This is a genomic window from Pseudomonas sp. ES1, from assembly GCF_050586605.1.
Taxonomy (GTDB): Bacteria; Pseudomonadota; Gammaproteobacteria; order Pseudomonadales; family Pseudomonadaceae; genus Aquipseudomonas; species Aquipseudomonas sichuanensis.
Window position 1 is genome coordinate 1 of record NZ_JBOBDM010000085.1, and the last position, 16,864, is coordinate 16,864.

The following is a 16,864-nucleotide window of genomic DNA, read 5'->3' on the forward strand; positions in this document are numbered from 1 at the left end:
ACGCTTCGGCGACAACGCCCCGCGCCTGATCAACATGTACGGCATCACCGAGACCACGGTGCACGTGACTTACCGTCCGCTGAGCCTGGCCGACCTGGAGCTGGAAGCGAGCAGCCCGATTGGCGCGCCGATCCCGGACCTGTCGTGGTACGTGCTGGACGCCGACCTGAACCCGGTGGCCAAAGGCTGCACCGGTGAGCTGTACGTCGGCCGCGCCGGCCTGGCCCGTGGCTACCTGAACCGTGGCGACCTGACCGCCACACGCTTCATCCCCGACCTGTTCGGCAACAGCGGCGAACGCCTGTACCGCACCGGCGACCTGGCGCGCTACCACGCCGACGGCGTGATCGAGTACATCGGCCGGATCGACCAGCAAGTGAAAATCCGCGGTTTCCGTATCGAGCTGGGCGAGATCGAAGCGCGCCTGCTGGAGCAGCCAGAGGTGGCCAGCGCCGTGGTGTTGGCGCACAACGGCCCGCTGGGCACGCAACTGGTGGGTTATGTAGTACCTAAAGGCATCGTCGAAGACGGCCTGCGCGAAGTGCTGCGCGCCCGCCTAAAAGAAACCCTGCCGGACTACATGGTCCCGGCGCACCTGCTGCAACTGGACGCACTGCCACTGACCGCCAACGGCAAGCTGGACCGCAAGGCACTGCCGGCGCCAGACGCCAGCCAGGCGCAACAGGCCTACGTGGCGCCGCGCAGCGAGCTGGAGCAGCGCATCGCCGCCATCTGGCAAGACGTGCTGCAGGTCGAGCGGGTAGGGCTGGACGACGACTTCTTCGCCCTCGGTGGGCATTCGCTGCTGGCCACCCAGATCGTCTCGCGCATCCGCGCCAGCCTGGGCCTGGAAGTGGCCCTGCGGCACCTGTTCGAGCACAGCGTGCTCGCTGCCTTCGTCAACGGCCTGGGCCGCGACGCCGAACAACCGGTACAGCCACCACTGGGCGCGTTCGACCACCAGGGCGATCCAGTGTTGTCCTACGCCCAGGAGCGCCAATGGTTCCTCTGGCAGCTTGAGCCCGACAGCGCCGCCTATCACATCCCGGCCGTGCTGCGCCTGCGCGGCGCGCTGGACGAAGCTGCGCTTGAGCAGAGCTTCGCCTGCCTGCTGGCGCGCCACGCCAGCCTGCGCACCACCTTCTTCCAGGACGGCGAACAGACCCGCCAGCGCATTGCCGCCCAGCAGCCACTGACCCTGGAACGCAGCGAACTGGCCAACGAGCAGGCCCTGCAAGCCGCCATCGACGAAGAAGTCGGCCGACGCTTCGACCTGGAAGCCGGGCCGCTGCTGCGGGTTCGCCTGCTGCGCCTGGCCGCCGACGACCAGGTGCTGATCATCACCCAGCACCACATCGTTTCCGATGGCTGGTCGATGCAGGTCATGGTCGATGAGCTGATCCAGCTCTACCAGGCCCTCAGCCAGGGCCAGGCTCCGGCCCTGCCGGCCCTGCCAGTGCAATACGCCGACTATGCCGCCTGGCAGCGCCAGTGGATGGATGCCGGCGAGCGCGAGCGCCAGCTGTCCTACTGGGTGGCCCAGCTCGGGGGCGAGCAGCCGGTGCTGGAACTGCCTACCGACGCGCCGCGCCCGGCCCAGCAGAGCTACCGCGGCGAGCAACTGCAACTGCAACTCGACCCAGCCCTGAGCGAACAATTGCAGCAGCTGGCCCGCGAGCAGGGCGTGACTCTGTTCATGCTGTTGCTGGCCTCGTTCCAGGCCTTGCTGCACCGCTACAGCGGCCAGGGCGACATCCGCGTCGGTATCCCGATCGCCAACCGCACCCGGGTCGAAACCGAGCGCCTGATCGGCTTCTTCGTCAACACCCAGGTGCTCAAGGCCGACTGCGACGGCCTGCAGCCCTTCGCCCAGCTACTGCAGCAGACCCGCGCCGCCGCCCTCGGCGCCCAGGCCCATCAGGACCTGCCGTTCGAACAACTGGTAGACGCCCTGCAACCCGAGCGCAGCCTCAGCCACAACCCGCTGTTCCAGGTGATGTTCAACCACCAGAACCAGCCACGCCAGGCGCTGGGCAGCGAACTGGCCGGCCTGCGCATCGAGCCGCTGGAGGCGCAGAACCACAGCGCCCAGTTCGACCTCAGTCTGGACACCTTCGAAACCGCCAACGGCCTGGGCGCGACCCTGACCTACGCCACCGACCTGTTCCAGCCGGCCAGCATCGAGCGCCTGGCCGGGCATTGGCAGAACCTGCTGCGCGGCATCGTCGCGCAGCCTGAGGCGCGCCTGGGCGAACTGCCGCTGCTGGGCGCCGAAGAGTACCAGGCCATCGTCGGCCACTGGGGCCAGGCCCCGGTAACCTGCCCGGACGAGCGCCCGCTGCACCGTCAGTTCGAGGCCCAGGCGGCCCTGCGCCCCGAGGCGCCGGCCGTGCTCAGCGCCGAGGCGCAGATCAGCTACGGCGAACTCAACCGCCAGGCCAACCAATTGGCCCGCCACTTGCGCGCGCTGGGCGTCGGCCCGGACGTGCTGGTGGGCATCGCCGTGGAGCGCGGCCTGTCGATGGTGGTCGCGGTGCTGGCGGTGCTCAAGGCCGGTGGCGGCTATGTGCCGCTCGACCCCGAGTACCCCAAAGACCGCCTGCAGTGCATGATCGAGGACAGCGCCATCGGCCTGCTGCTGACCCAGCAGCCGCTGCTGCAACGCCTGCCGATTCCGGCGGGCGTCCTGGCCCTGTGCCTGGACCAGCAGCAGGCCTGGCAAGGCCTGGAGCAGGGCAACCTGGACGGGGAAGCCAACCCCGAGAACCTCGCTTATGTGATGTTCACCTCCGGCTCCACCGGCCGCCCCAAGGGCGTGGGCATCAGCCAGCTGGCGCTGGTCCGGCACGCCCATGTGGCACGGGACTTCTTCGCCCTGCAGGCCGACGACCGCGCGTTGCAGTTCTCCACCTTCAACTTCGACGCCTTCGTCGAGCAGCTGTACCCGGCGCTGATCTGCGGCGCCTCGGTGCTGCTGCGCGGCACCGAGATCTGGGACAGCGAAACCTTCTACCGCGAAGTCACCGGCAAGGGCGTGACGGTGTGCGACCTGCCTACCGCCTACTGGCACCTGCTGGCCCGCGAGTTCGCCGCGGCCGGCCCGCGTGACTACGGGCGCCTGCGCCGGGTGCACTGCGGCGGCGAAGCGATGGCCGCCGAAGGCGTGCAGGCCTGGCGCGATGCCGGCCTGGCCCAGGTCAAGCTGCTCAACACCTACGGCCCCACCGAAACCACGGTGTCGGCCACCACCCTGGACTGCACCGGTTATGTCGACGGCAGCCAGCCGATGCCACTGACCGTGCCGATCGGCCGGCCACTGCCAGGGCGCAGCGTGCATGTGCTCGACGCCAGCGGCGCGCCCACCCCGGTGGGGGTGATCGGCGAGCTGATGATCGGTGCGCAGATGCTGGCCCGGGGTTACTTCAATCGCCCAGGCCTCACCGCCGAGCGCTTCATGCCCGACCCGTTCTGCAGCCAGGGCGGGCGCCTGTACCGCACCGGCGACCTGGCGCGCTGGCGCGAAGGCGGGGTGCTCGAATATGTCGGGCGCATCGACCACCAGGTGAAGATCCGCGGTTTCCGTATCGAGCTGGGCGAAATCGAGGCGCGCCTGCAGGAACTGCCCGGCGTGCGCGATGCCATCGTCCTGGCCCGCCCGGCCAGCAGCGGCTTGCAGCTGGTGGGCTACGTGGTGCCCGAGCAACTGCCAGGCGCCGACGCCCAGGCCCAGCTGCGTGATGAGCTGCGCGCCGGGCTCAAGCAACACCTGCCCGAATACATGGTCCCGGCCTGGCTGCTGTTCCTCGAACGCTTCCCGGTCGGCCCCAACGGCAAGCTCGACCGCAAGGCCCTGCCGGCGCCCGATGCCAGCCAGCAGCAGGCCGGCTACGTGGCCCCGCGCAGTGACCTGGAGCAGCGCCTCGCGGCGCTCTGGCAGGCCGTGCTCAAGCTCGAACGGGTCGGCCTGACCGACAACTTCTTCGAACTGGGCGGCGACTCCATCGTCTCCATCCAGCTGGTGGCCCGTGCCCGCCAGGCCGGCATTCACTTCAGCGCCCGCCAACTGTTCCAGCACCAGACCGTGCAGAGCCTGGCCAGCGTGGCCAGCCTGGGTGACGCCGGCCCGCAGATCGACCAGCGCCCGGCGACCGGTGCCTTGGCGCTGTTGCCGATCCAGCAGGAGTTCTTCGCCAGCGCCATTGCCGAGCACCACCACTGGAACCAGTCGGTGCTGCTCAAGAGCAGCCGCCGGCTCGACCCCGCGGTGCTGGAAGCGGCCCTGCAAGCCCTGGTAGCGCATCACGACGGCCTGCGCACAAGCTTCAGCGAAAGCGCTGACGGTTGGGCCGCGCAGTACCGCGACGCACAGCCGCAAACCCTGCTGTGGCAACACAAGATGGCCGACGAAGCGGCCCTGCTGCCCTTGGCCGAGCAGGCCCAGCGCAGCCTCGACCTGAACGAAGGGCCACTGCTGCGGGCACTGCTCGCCGAGCTGGACGACGGTAGCCAGCGCCTGCTGCTGGTGGTGCACCACCTGGTGGTCGACGGCGTGTCGTGGCGCATCCTGTTCGATGACCTGCAACTGGCCTGCCAGCAACTGGGCCAGGGCCAGGCCGTGCAACTGCCGCCACGCAGCAGCTCGCTGCAAGCCTGGGGCGAGCGCTTGCAGGCCCACGCCCACAGCGAGCAACTGCAGGCCCAACTGGGGTACTGGCAAGCTCAGTCCCAGGGGATCCAGACCGACCTGCCGACGGCCGACACCCAGGCCAGCCTGCGCAACGACCAGGGCCACACCCTGTACAGCCGCCTGGACAAGGACCTGACCCGGCAACTGCTGCAGCAGGCCCCGGCGGCCTACCGCACACAGATCAACGACCTGCTGCTGACCGCCCTGGCCCGCGTGCTGCGCGACTGGACCGGGGCCGACGACAGCCTGGTGCAGCTCGAAGGCCATGGCCGCGAGGAGCTGTTCGACGGCCTCGACCTGACCCGCACCGTGGGCTGGTTCACCAGCGTGTTCCCGTTGCGCCTGAGCGCCCACGCCGACCTGGCGACCTCGATCAAGACCGTCAAGGAGCAGTTGCGCGGCGTGCCCGACAAGGGCATCGGCTACGGCCTGCTGCGCCACCTGGGCCCCCCCGAGGCCCGCGCGGCGCTGGCCGGCCTGGCGCCGGCGCGCATCACCTTCAACTACCTGGGCCAGTTCGACGCCAGCTTCGCTGACGCCCAGGCGCTGTTCCAGCCCTGCGACGGGCCGCGCGGCGACGAGCAGAGCCCGGCGGCGCCGCTGGACAACTGGCTGAGCCTCAATGGCCGGGTGTATGACGGCGAGCTCAGCCTGGGCTGGACCTTCAGCACGCAGATGTTCGACAGTGCCACCATCGAGCACCTGGCCGACGCCTTCAGCCGTGAGCTGGCCGCCGTGGTCGCCCACTGCTGCAGCCAGGGCGCCGGCGGCCTGACCCCGTCGGACGTGGCGCTGGCCGGCCTCGACCAGGCCCAACTGGACCGCCTGCCCAGCCAGGGGGTCGAAGACATCCTGCCGCTGTCGCCGATGCAGCAGGGCATGCTGTTCCACACCCTGCTCGAAGCCGACGGCGGCGACTACATCAACCAGATGTGCCTGGACGTCAGCGGCATCGACCCCGAGCGCTTCCGCCAGGCCTGCCAGGCCACCCTCGACGCCCACGACAGCCTGCGCACCAGCTACCTGTGGCAAGGCGACCTGGCCCAGCAACTGCAGGTGGTGCACCGTCACGCGCCGCTGCCCTACGAGTGCCTGGCACTGGGGGCGGCCGAGGTGGATGCGGCGAGCCTTGCGCAACGCGCCGAGGCCGAGCGCCGACGCGGCTTCGACCTGGGCTGCGCGCCGCTGATGCGCCTGCAGTTCGTGCAGACCGCCGCCGACCGCTATCACTTGATCTACACCAGCCACCACATCCTCATGGACGGCTGGAGCCAGTCGCAGTTCTTCGGCGAGGTTCTGCAGCGTTACGCAGGGGAGGTGCCGGCCGGCAGCCCCGGCCGGCTGCGCGACTACATCGGCTGGCTGCAGGGGCGCGACGCCGACGCCACCCGCGCCTTCTGGGACGGCCAACTGGCCGGGCTGGACAACCCCACGCGGCTGGTCGACGCCTTGCCGACGCCGCGCCAGGCCGAGGCCACGCGCCAGTACCGCGAGCACCAGCAGGCCCTCGCGCCTGCCTTGAACCGCCAGCTGGGCGAGGCCGCGCGCCAGCGCAAGGTCACCCTCAACACCTTGGTGCAGGCCGCCTGGCTGCTGGTCCTGCAACGCTACACCGGCCAGGCCGGCGTAGCCTTCGGCGCCACCGTAGCCGGCCGCCCAGCGGACCTGCCGCAAGTGGAGGCGCAGATCGGCCTGTTCATCAATACCTTGCCGGTGATCGCCCAGCCGCGTGTCGAGCAGACCGTGGCCCAGTGGCTGCAGCAGGTGCAGTCGCTCAACCTGGCGCTGCGCGAGCACGAGCACACGCCGCTGTTCGATATCCAGCGCTGGGCCGGGCAGGGCGGTGACGGCCTGTTCGACAGCATCCTGGTGTTCGAGAACTACCCGGTGGCCGAGGCCCTGCAGCAGGCCGCCCCGGACGGCCTGGTGTTCGGCGCCGGCCAGCACCACGAGCAGACCAACTACCCGCTGACCCTGTCGGTGGGCCTGGGCGATGCACTGACCCTGCACTACAGCTACGACACCCGCCACTTCAGCGCGGCCAGCATCGGCCGGCTGGCCGGGCACCTGTGCCAGGCGCTGGCCTTCCTGGCCGGGGAGGGCGAGCAGGTGCTCGGCGACCTCGACCTGCTGGACGCCGCCGAACGTGTTCAGGTACGCGATACCTGGGCCCACGCCCATCTCACCTACCGCGACGAGCGCCCGGTGCACCAGCTGTTCGAAGCCCAGGTGGCGCGCCAGCCCCAGGCCTTGGCCTTGCTCAGCGGCGACGCCCAACTGAGCTACGCCGAACTCAACGCCCAGGCCAACCGCCTGGCGCGCCACCTGCGCAGCCTGGGCGTCGGCCCCGACGTGCTGGTGGGCATCGCCGTGGAGCGTGGCCTGTCGATGATCGTCGGCCTGCTGGCGGTGCTCAAGGCCGGTGGCGGCTACGTGCCGCTCGACCCTGAATACCCCCGCGACCGCCTGCTGTGCATGATCGAGGACAGCGGCACGCAACTGCTGCTGACCCAGCAGCCGCTGCTGGCACGCCTGCCGATCCCCGAGGGCGTGCAGGCGCTGTGCCTGGACCAGGGCGAGGCCTGGGCGGCGCTGGATGCCGGCGACCTGGGCGTTGCAGTGGGCGAGCACAACCTCGCCTACGTGATGTTCACCTCCGGCTCCACCGGGCGCCCCAAGGGCGTGGGCATCAGCCAGCTGGCACTGACCCGCCACGCCTGGGTGTCCGAGGCGTTCTTCGGCCTGCGCGGCGACGACTGCGTGCTGCAGTTCAGCACCTTCAACTTCGACGGTTTCGTCGAGCAGCTGTACCCGGCGCTGATCTGCGGCGCTTCAGTGGTGCTGCGCGGCACCGAGATCTGGGACAGCGAGACCTTCTACCGCGAACTGATCAGCAAGCAGATCAGCGTGGTCGACCTGACCACTGCCTACTGGCACATGCTCGCCCGCGACTTCGCCGAAGCTGGCCCGCGTAACTACGGGCGCCTGCGCCAGGTGCACGGCGGCGGCGAAGCGATGCCGCCGGAAGGGCTGCTGGCCTGGCGCGACGCCGGCCTTGGCCACGTGCGCCTGCTCAACACCTACGGCCCGACCGAGGCCACGGTGACCGTCACCAGCCTGGACTGCACCGGCTATGTCGACGGCAGCGAGGCGATCCCGCTGACCCTGCCGATCGGCCGGGTATTGCCGGGGCGCAGCATCTACCTGCTCGACGACAGCGGCGCGCCGACCCCGGTGGGCGTGGTCGGCGAGCTGGTGATCGGTGGCGAGTTGCTGGCCCGCGGCTACTTCAACCGCCGTGGCCTGACCGCCGAACGCTTCATCCCCGACCCGTTCGCCGGCAACGGCGGGCGTCTGTACCGCACCGGCGACCTGGCGCGCTACCGCGACGACGGGGTGATCGAATACGTCGGGCGCATCGACCACCAGGTGAAGATCCGCGGCTTCCGTATCGAACTGGGCGAGATCGAGGCCCGTCTGCTGGAGCAGGAAGGTGTACGTGACGCCATCGTGCTGGCCCAGCCGAGCGGCAACGGCCTGCAACTGGTCGGCTACGTGGTGCCCGCCCAGGCCCTGGACGAAGCTGGCCAGGCCAGCCTGCGCGAGGGCTTGCGCCAGCAGCTCAAGGCCAACCTGCCGGACTACATGGTGCCGAGCTGGCTGCTGTTCCTCGAACGGCTGCCGCTGAGCCCCAACGGCAAGGTCGACCGCAAGGCGCTGCCGGCGCTCGACGGCAGCCAGCTGCAGGCCGCCCATGTGGCGCCACGCACGGCCCTGGAACAACAGGTCGCGGCGATCTGGCAGCAGGTGCTCGGGGTCGCCCAGGTCGGCCTGGGCGACAACTTCTTCGACCTGGGCGGCCACTCCCTGCTGGCGACCCAGGCGGTTGCCCGCATCCGCCACCAGCTCGACCTCGACGTGAGCCTGCGCAGCCTGTTCGACAGCGCGGACCTGGCGGCCTTCGTCGCCACCCTCGGCGCGCCGGCCCTGGCGCAACCGCCGATGGTCGCGGTGTCGCGCGCCCAACCCCTGGCGCTGTCCTATGCCCAGCAACGCCAGTGGTTCCTCTGGCAGTTGGACCCGCACAGCGCCGCCTATCACCTGCCAACGGCCCTGCGCCTGCACGGCGCGCTGGATGTCGCGGCGCTGCAGCGGGCGCTCGACGCCCTGGTGCAACGCCATGAAAGCCTGCGCACCCGCTTCGTCGAACAGGACGGGCAGGCCTGGCAGGTGATCGATGCCGCCGCCGTCCTGCCGATCGAGCACGAGTCGCTGCTCGACGCCGCGGATGAGCGCGAGGCACGCCTCAAGGCTTCGGTGCTGGCGGCCATCCAGCAGCCGTTCGACCTGCGCAGCGGCCCGCTGGTGCGGGTCAAGCTGATCGAGCTGGCGGCCCAGGAGCAGGTGTTGCTGCTGACCCTGCACCACATCGTCACCGACGGCTGGTCGATGCAGGTGCTGGTCGACGAGCTGATCGCGCTGTACCGCGCCGACCGCCTGGGCCAGGCCGCGGAGCTTGGCGACAACGCGCTGCAATACGCCGACTACGCCCAATGGCAGCGCCAGTGGATGGAAGCCGGCGAGCAGGCCCGCCAACTGGCCTACTGGGTCGAGCAACTGGGCGACGAACAACCCGTGCTGGAGCTGCCCACCGACCGCCTGCGCCCGGCCGAGCAGAGTCACCGCGGTGCCTTGCTCGACCTGGCCCTGGAGCCGGCGCTGGCCGCCGAGCTGGCGGCCCTGGCGCGGCGCGAGGGGGTGACCCTGTTCATGCTGTTGCTGGCGTCGTTCCAGAGCCTCCTGCACCGCTACAGCGGCCAGGACGACATCCGTGTCGGCGTGCCGGTGGCCAACCGTGGCCGCCTGGAAACCGAGCGCCTGGTCGGCCTGTTCGTCAACACCCAGGTGCTCAAGGCCCGCTTCGCCCCGGACCTGGCCTTCAGCACGCTGCTTGGCCAGGTGCGCCAGACCGTGCTGCAGGCCCAGGCCCACCAGGACCTGCCGTTCGAGCAACTGGTCGAAGCCCTGCAACCGGAGCGCAGCCTCAGCCACAGCCCGCTGTTCCAGGTGCTGTTCAACCACCAGGGCGAGCTGCCGGTGGCGCGCACCCTGCAGGCGCTGGACGGGCTGCGGGTCGAAGGCCTGGAATGGGACAGCCGAACGGCGCCGTTCGACCTGTCGCTGGACACCTTCGAAACCGGCGAGGGCGGCCTGGCCGCGGTGTTCACCTACGCCACCGACCTGTTCGACGCGGCTACCATCGAGCGCCTGGCGCGCCACTGGACCGCGCTGTTGCAAGCGCTCGTCGCAGCGCCGCAACAGGCCCTGGCCGACCTGCCGATGCTCGACAACGCCGAGCGGGCCTTGCTGCTCGACACCTGGAATGCCCCGCAGCCTGCTGCCAGTGGCGAAAAGGTGCACGAGACCATCGCCGCCTGGGCCCAGCGCACGCCACAGGCCATCGCCCTGGTGCAGGATCAGCAGCACATGAGCTTTGCCGAGCTCGACGCCCGGGCCAACCGCCTGGCCCACGCCCTGGTCGCGGCCGGGGTCGGCCCGGAAACCCTGGTCGGCATCGCCCTGGGCCGCACCCTCGAGCTGCCGGTGGCCCTGCTGGCGGTGCTCAAGGCCGGCGGCGCCTATGTGCCGCTGGACCCGGACTACCCCGAGGAGCGCCTGGCCTACCTGATGGCCGACTCCGGCATGGCCCTGCTGCTGACCGACAGCGCGCTGCGTGAAGCGCTGCCGATCCCGGCGGGCCTGGCGGTGCTGGCGCTCGACAGCCTGGCGCTGGCGCAGTACCCGCAACAGGCGCCGCAGGTGCAGGTGCAGGCCGGCAACCTGGCCTATGTCATCTATACCTCCGGCTCCACCGGCCAGCCCAAGGGTGTGACCGTGGCCCACGGGCCGCTGGCCATGCACTGCCAGGCCATCGGCGCCCGCTACGAAATGAGCCCGGCCGACTGCGAACTGCTGTTCATGTCGTTCGCCTTCGACGGGGCCCACGAGCGCTGGCTGACCGTGCTCAGCCACGGCGGCCGGGTGCTGCTGCGCGACGACCGCCTGTGGACCCCGGAGCAGACCTACCAGGCCCTGCACCGCCACGGCGTGACCGTCGCCGCGTTCCCGCCGGCCTACCTGCTGCAACTGGCCGAGCATGCCCAGCGCGATGGCAACCCGCCGCCGGTGCGGGTGTATTGCTTCGGCGGCGACGCGGTGCCGCAGGCCAGCTACGACCTGGCCCGTGCAGCGCTCAAGCCGCGCTACATCATCAACGGCTACGGGCCGACCGAGACGGTGGTCACCCCGCTGATCTGGAAAGCCGCCGTCGGCCAGCCGTGCGGCGCGGCCTATGCGCCGATCGGCACGCGGGTCGGGCAGCGCAGCGCCTATGTGCTGGATGCCGGCCTCAACCTGCTGCCGCCGGGCGTGGCCGGTGAGCTGTACCTGGGCGGGGAAGGGGTGGCGCGTGGCTACCTGCGTCGCCCAGGGCTGACCGCCGAGCGCTTCGTGCCGGACCCGTATGGCGAGCCGGGGGCGCGGGTCTACCGCAGTGGCGACCGGGTCAGCCAGCGCGCCGATGGCGTGGTGGACTACCTGGGCCGGGTCGACCACCAGGTGAAGATCCGCGGTTTCCGCATCGAACTGGGCGAGGTCGAGGCGCGCCTGCAGGCCCTGCCCGGGGTGCGCGAGGCGCTGGTGCTGGCCCAGGGCGAGGCGGGGGCCTTGCAACTGGTCGGCTATGTGCTGCCGCACGTGCTGCCGGCCGACCCGCAGGCGGCCCAGGCGCTGCACGAGGGCCTGCGCGCCGCGCTGCGCCAGAGCCTGCCGGGCTACATGGTGCCGAGCCAGCTGATGCTGCTGGAACGGCTGCCGCTCACGCCCAACGGCAAGATCGACCGCCGCGCCCTGCCCAAGCCGGACGCCAGTGCCCTGCAGTACGCCTACGTGGCGCCGGTCAGCGAACTGGAACAGACCCTGGCGCGCATCTGGCAAGCGGTACTGCCGGTGGAGCAGGTGGGCCTGACTGACAACTTCTTTGAAATCGGCGGGCACTCGCTGCTCGCCACTCAGGTGACCTCACGGGTGCAGCTGGAGCTGGGCAGCCAGGTCCCGCTGGAACTGGTGTTCCGCACCGAGTCGTTGCAGGACTACGCCCGCGAGGTGGCGGCCTGCGTCAACACCTCGCTGGATGAAGACCTCAGCGACATGTTCGATTTCCTCACAGAACTGGAAGACAACTGATAATGGCCGAACTCGACAATCGGGCGCTGGTGCAGCGTTTCATCATGCTGCCGCCGGCGCAGCGCACGCTCTTTCTGGAGAAGCTCGCGAGCAAGGGCATGAGCCTGTCGCACCTGCCGATCCCGGCGGTGCGCCAGGCCTTCGAGCAGGTGCCGCTGTCCTATGCGCAGCAACGCCAGTGGTTCCTCTGGCAGCTCGACCCGCAAAGCACGGCCTACCACATCCCGGTGGCCCTGCGCATTCGCGGCGCCCTCGACCGGGTGGCGCTGCAACGTAGCCTGGATGCTTTGCTCGAACGCCACGAGAGCCTGCGCAGCGCGGTGCAGGACAACCCGCAGCAGCCGCGCCAGGTACTGGTGCCCGAGGCCCGGGTGCTGCTCGAACAGCACCCGGCGCAGCCGGCGCCGGGGGTAGGCGAGGCGGCATTGATCCAGGCCTTCGTGGTCGAGCAGAGCCAGCGCCTGTTCGACCTGGGCCGCGTGCCGTTGCTGCGGGTCAGCCTGCTGCAACTGGCCGAGCAGGACCAGGTGCTGGTGCTGACCCTGCATCACATCGTCGCCGATGGCTGGTCGATGCAGGTGCTGGTGGACGAACTGCTGCAGCTGTACGGCGCGTTCAGCCAGGGCCAGGTGGCGAACCTGCCGGCCCTGCCGATCCAGTACGCCGACTATGCGATCTGGCAGCGCCACTGGATGGAGGCCGGCGAGCGTGAGCGCCAGCTGGCGTACTGGCTGCAACAGCTGGGTGGCGAGCAGCCGGTGCTGGAGCTGCCGCTGGACCGGGCCCGCCCCGAGCAACCCAGCTTCCGTGGCGCGCGCTTGCAGCTGGAACTGCCGGCCGGGCTGGCCCAGGGCCTCAAGCAGCTGGCCCAGCAGCAACAGGTGACCCTGTTCGTGGCCCTGCTGGCCAGCTTCCAGGTGCTGTTGCAGCGCCACAGCGGGCAGCGCGACATCCGCGTCGGGGTGCCGGTGGCCAACCGCAACCGCGCCGAGACAGCCGGGCTGATCGGCTTCTTCGTCAATACCCAGGTGCTGGCCGCCCAGGTCGATGGCCAGGCGACCTTCAGCCAGCTGCTGCAGCAGGTCAAGGCCACCGCAGTGGGCGCCCAGGCGCACCAGGACCTGCCCTTCGAGCAGTTGGTCGAGGCCCTGCACCCAGAGCGCAGCCTGGGCGTGAACCCTCTGTTCCAGGTGCTGTTCAACCACCAGGGCAGCGCTGCCCGTGGCCAGCCGTCGAGCCTGCAACTGCCGGGCCTGAGCCTGGAACAGCTGGACTGGGACGACTGCACCGCGCAGTTCGACCTGACCCTGGACACTGGGGAGTGGGAGGAGGGCATCAGCGCCAGCTTCACCTACGCCACCGACCTGTTCGATGCCGCCACCGTCGAGCGCCTGGCGGCTCACTGGCTGAACCTGTTGCAGGCGGTGGTCGCCAACCCCGAGCAGCGCATTGCCGAACTGCCGATGCAGACCGCTGCCGAGCAGGCCGCCAGCCTGGCCGAATGGAACGCCGACAGCCGCGACTTCCCGGCCCAGGCTTGCCTGCACCAGCTGATCGAAACCCAGGCCGCCCGCGTGCCGGACGCCACTGCCGTGGTGTTCCAGGACCAGCGCCTGAGTTACGCCGAGCTCAACAGCCAGGCCAACCAGCTGGCTCACTATCTGATTGCCCAGGGCGCCGGCCCTGAGGTGCGCGTGGGCTTGGCGGTGGAGCGCGGCCTGCCGATGGTGGTGGCCATTGTGGCCATCCTCAAGGCCGGTGGCGCCTATGTGCCGCTGGACCCGATCTATCCGCAGGAACGCCTGGGCTTCATGGTCGAGGACAGCGGCATTGCCGTGCTGCTGACCCAGGCCTCGCTGCAGGAACGCTTCCCCGGCGTGCCGGCCTTGCTGCTGGACACCCCGCTGGATGGCTATCCGCAGCACAACCCCGAGCAGCACGTGGTGCCGGGCAACCTGGCCTACATCATCTACACCTCCGGCTCGACCGGTAAGCCCAAGGGCGCGCTGCTGGCCCACCACAATGTGGTGCGCCTGTTCGAAGCCACCGAAAGCTGGTTCGGCTTCGACCAGAGCGACGTGTGGAGCCTGTTCCACTCGTACGCCTTCGACTTCTCGGTCTGGGAAATCTTCGGTGCGCTGCTGTACGGCGGCAAGCTGGTGGTGGTGCCGCAGGACGTGGCCCGTTCGCCGGAAGACTTCCTGCGCCTGCTGGGCCGGGAAGGGGTGACGGTACTCAACCAGACCCCATCGGCGTTCAAGGCGCTGATGCACGAAGCGCTGTCGGCCGAAAACCCGCAACTGAGCCTGCGCCACGTGGTGTTCGGCGGCGAAGCGCTGGACGTGAAGAGCCTGCGCCCGTGGTTCGAACGCTTCGGCGACAACGCCCCGCGCCTGATCAACATGTACGGCATCACCGAGACCACGGTGCACGTAACTTACCGTCCGCTGAGCCTGGCGGATCTTGAACTGGAAGCGAGCAGCCCGATTGGCGCGCCGATTCCGGACCTGTCGTGGTACGTGCTGGACGCCGACCTGAACCTGGTGGCCAAGGGCTGCACCGGCGAGCTGTACGTCGGCCGTGCCGGCCTGGCCCGTGGCTACCTGAACCGTGGCGACCTGACCGCCACACGCTTCATCCCTGACCTGTTCGGCAACACTGGCGAGCGCCTGTACCGCACCGGCGACCTGGCGCGTTACCACGCCGACGGGGTGATCGAGTACATCGGCCGGATCGACCAGCAAGTGAAAATCCGCGGTTTCCGTATCGAGCTGGGCGAGATCGAAGCGCGCCTGCTGGAGCAGCCGGAAGTGGCCAGCGCCGTGGTGCTGGCGCACAACGGCCCGCTGGGCACGCAACTGGTGGGTTATGTCGTACCCAAAGGCGCTGTCGAAGACGGCCTGCGCGAGGTACTGCGCGCCCGCCTGAAAGAAACCCTGCCGGACTACATGGTCCCGGCACACCTGCTGCAGCTGGATGCACTGCCACTGACCGCCAACGGCAAGCTGGACCGCAAGGCACTGCCAGCGCCGGACGCCAGCCAGGCGCAACAGGCCTACGTGGCCCCGCGCAGCGAGCTGGAACAGCGCATCGCCGCCATCTGGCAGGACGTGCTGCAGGTCGAGCGGGTAGGGCTGGACGACGACTTCTTCGCCCTCGGCGGGCATTCGCTGCTGGCCACCCAGGTCATCACCCGGGTGCGCGAGCAATTGCAGCGCGAAGTGCCGCTCAAGACCCTGTTCCTCGACAGCGTGCTGGGCGCGTTCTGCGCCGGCGTCGAGGCCCAGCAGGCCGAAACCTGCGTGCACGATGAATTAGCTAAATCTTTGCAGGCCTTGAAACGTTTAACAGGAGAAGAGCTCGACAAGCTGATTACATAGGCAGGAGAACGGTGTGCAAGACCTGATTGGAGCGGTTGCCCAGCTATCGCCAAAAGAACGCAAGGCCTTGGCGATTCTGCTCAAGCAAAAAGGGATCAATCTTTTCGGTGTTGCACCGATTTTCAAACGCTCCGCGGACGAGCCGCAGCTGCTGTCCTATGCCCAGGAACGGCTGTGGTTCCTCTGGCAGCTCGAGCCGCAGAGCACCGCCTACCATATTCCGATGGTCCTCAAGCTGTCCGGCACCCTCGACCTGCCTGCCCTGCAGGCCAGTTTCGATGCGCTGGTGGCCCGCCACGAAGCCCTGCGTACCCGCTTCGCCCAGGACGGCGAGCAGGTGGTGCAGGTCATCGCGGCGGCTGCGCCGTTGTCGATCGAGCGCCAGGCGCTGCCGGCCGGTATCGCCGAGCAGGCGCTGCTGGAGCAGGTCGAGGCCGAGATCCAGCGCCCGTTCGACCTGGAGCAGGGCAACCTGCTGCGGGTCAAGCTGTTCAGCCTGGGCAGCGATGAGCAGGTGCTGGTGCTGACCCAGCACCATATCGTTTCCGACGGCTGGTCGATGCAGGTCATGGTCGACGAGCTGCTGGCGCTGTACGCCGGCGCGGTCGCCGGGCGGCCGGTCGAGCTGCCGCCCCTGGCCATCCAGTACCCCGATTACGCCCTGTGGCAGCGCCAGTGGATGGAGGCCGGCGAGCGCGAGCGCCAGTTGGCCTACTGGCGCACCCAGTTGGCCGGCGAGCAGCCGGTGCTGAGCCTGCCCCATGACCGCCTGCGCCCACAGCAGCAGAGCTACCGCGGAGCCACCCTCGACCTGCAACTGCCCGACGGGCTGGCCGCCCAGCTCGCCGGCCTGGCCCTGCGCCAGGGCGTGACCCTGTTCACCCTGTTGCTGGCGGCGTTCCAGGTGCTGTTGCAGCGGCACAGCGGCCAGGCCGACATCCGTGTCGGGGTGCCGATTGCCAACCGCAAGCGCAGCGAAACCGAGGCGCTGATCGGCTTCTTCGTCAACACCCAGATCCTGCGTGCCGAAGTCGATGGCCAGCAGCCGTTCGCCGCCTTCCTGCAGCAGCTCAAGCACACTGTGCTGCAGGCCCAGGAGCACCAGGACCTGCCGTTCGAGCAGCTGGTCGATGCCCTGCAGCCGGAGCGTAACCTCAGCCACAACCCACTGTTCCAGGTGCTGTTCAACCACCAGAGCGAGTCTGCCCAGGTGCTGGCGCCAACTCTGGCCGGCCTGCGCGTGGACACCCTGGCGCTGGGCAATGCCACCGCGCAGTTCGACCTGACGCTCAATACCGTGCAGTGCGAGGATCAGCTCGCAGCTAGCCTGACCTACGCCACCGACCTCTTCGATGCATCCACTGTCGAGCGCCTGGCCGCTCACTGGCTGAACCTGCTGCAGGCGGTGGTCGCCAACCCTGAGCAGCGTATTGCCGAACTGCCGATGCAGGCGCCGGCCGAGCAGGCCGCCAGCCTGGCCGAATGGAACGCTGACAGCCGCGACTTCCCAGCCCAGGCGTGCCTGCACCAACTGATCGAAGCCCAGGCCGCC

Annotated in this window: 3 protein-coding genes; all 3 read left to right on the plus strand. The window is 69.4% G+C overall.

Features of this window, described 5'->3' with window-relative positions; translation table 11 throughout:
• The coding region (locus ACQ4N9_RS24685; protein ID WP_430933937.1) for a non-ribosomal peptide synthase/polyketide synthase at window positions 1-11,932 on the plus strand (11,932 nt) is incomplete at its 5' end.
• Window positions 11,933-11,934: 2 nt separating this feature from the next.
• Window positions 11,935-15,312 (plus strand): amino acid adenylation domain-containing protein, encoded by a 3,378-nt coding sequence (locus tag ACQ4N9_RS24690; protein ID WP_430933939.1) that lies wholly within the window; start codon window positions 11,935-11,937, stop codon window positions 15,310-15,312.
• Window positions 15,313-15,325: 13 nt separating this feature from the next.
• A partial coding sequence (locus ACQ4N9_RS24695; protein WP_430933941.1) for a condensation domain-containing protein occupies window positions 15,326-16,864 on the plus strand: 1,539 nt, incomplete at its 3' end.

Excerpts from the sequence above, each read along its gene's own strand:
- ACQ4N9_RS24690 (WP_430933939.1), top strand. The coding sequence starts at position 11,935 with ATGGCCGAACTCGACAATCGGGCGCTGGTGCAGCGTTTCATCATGCTG.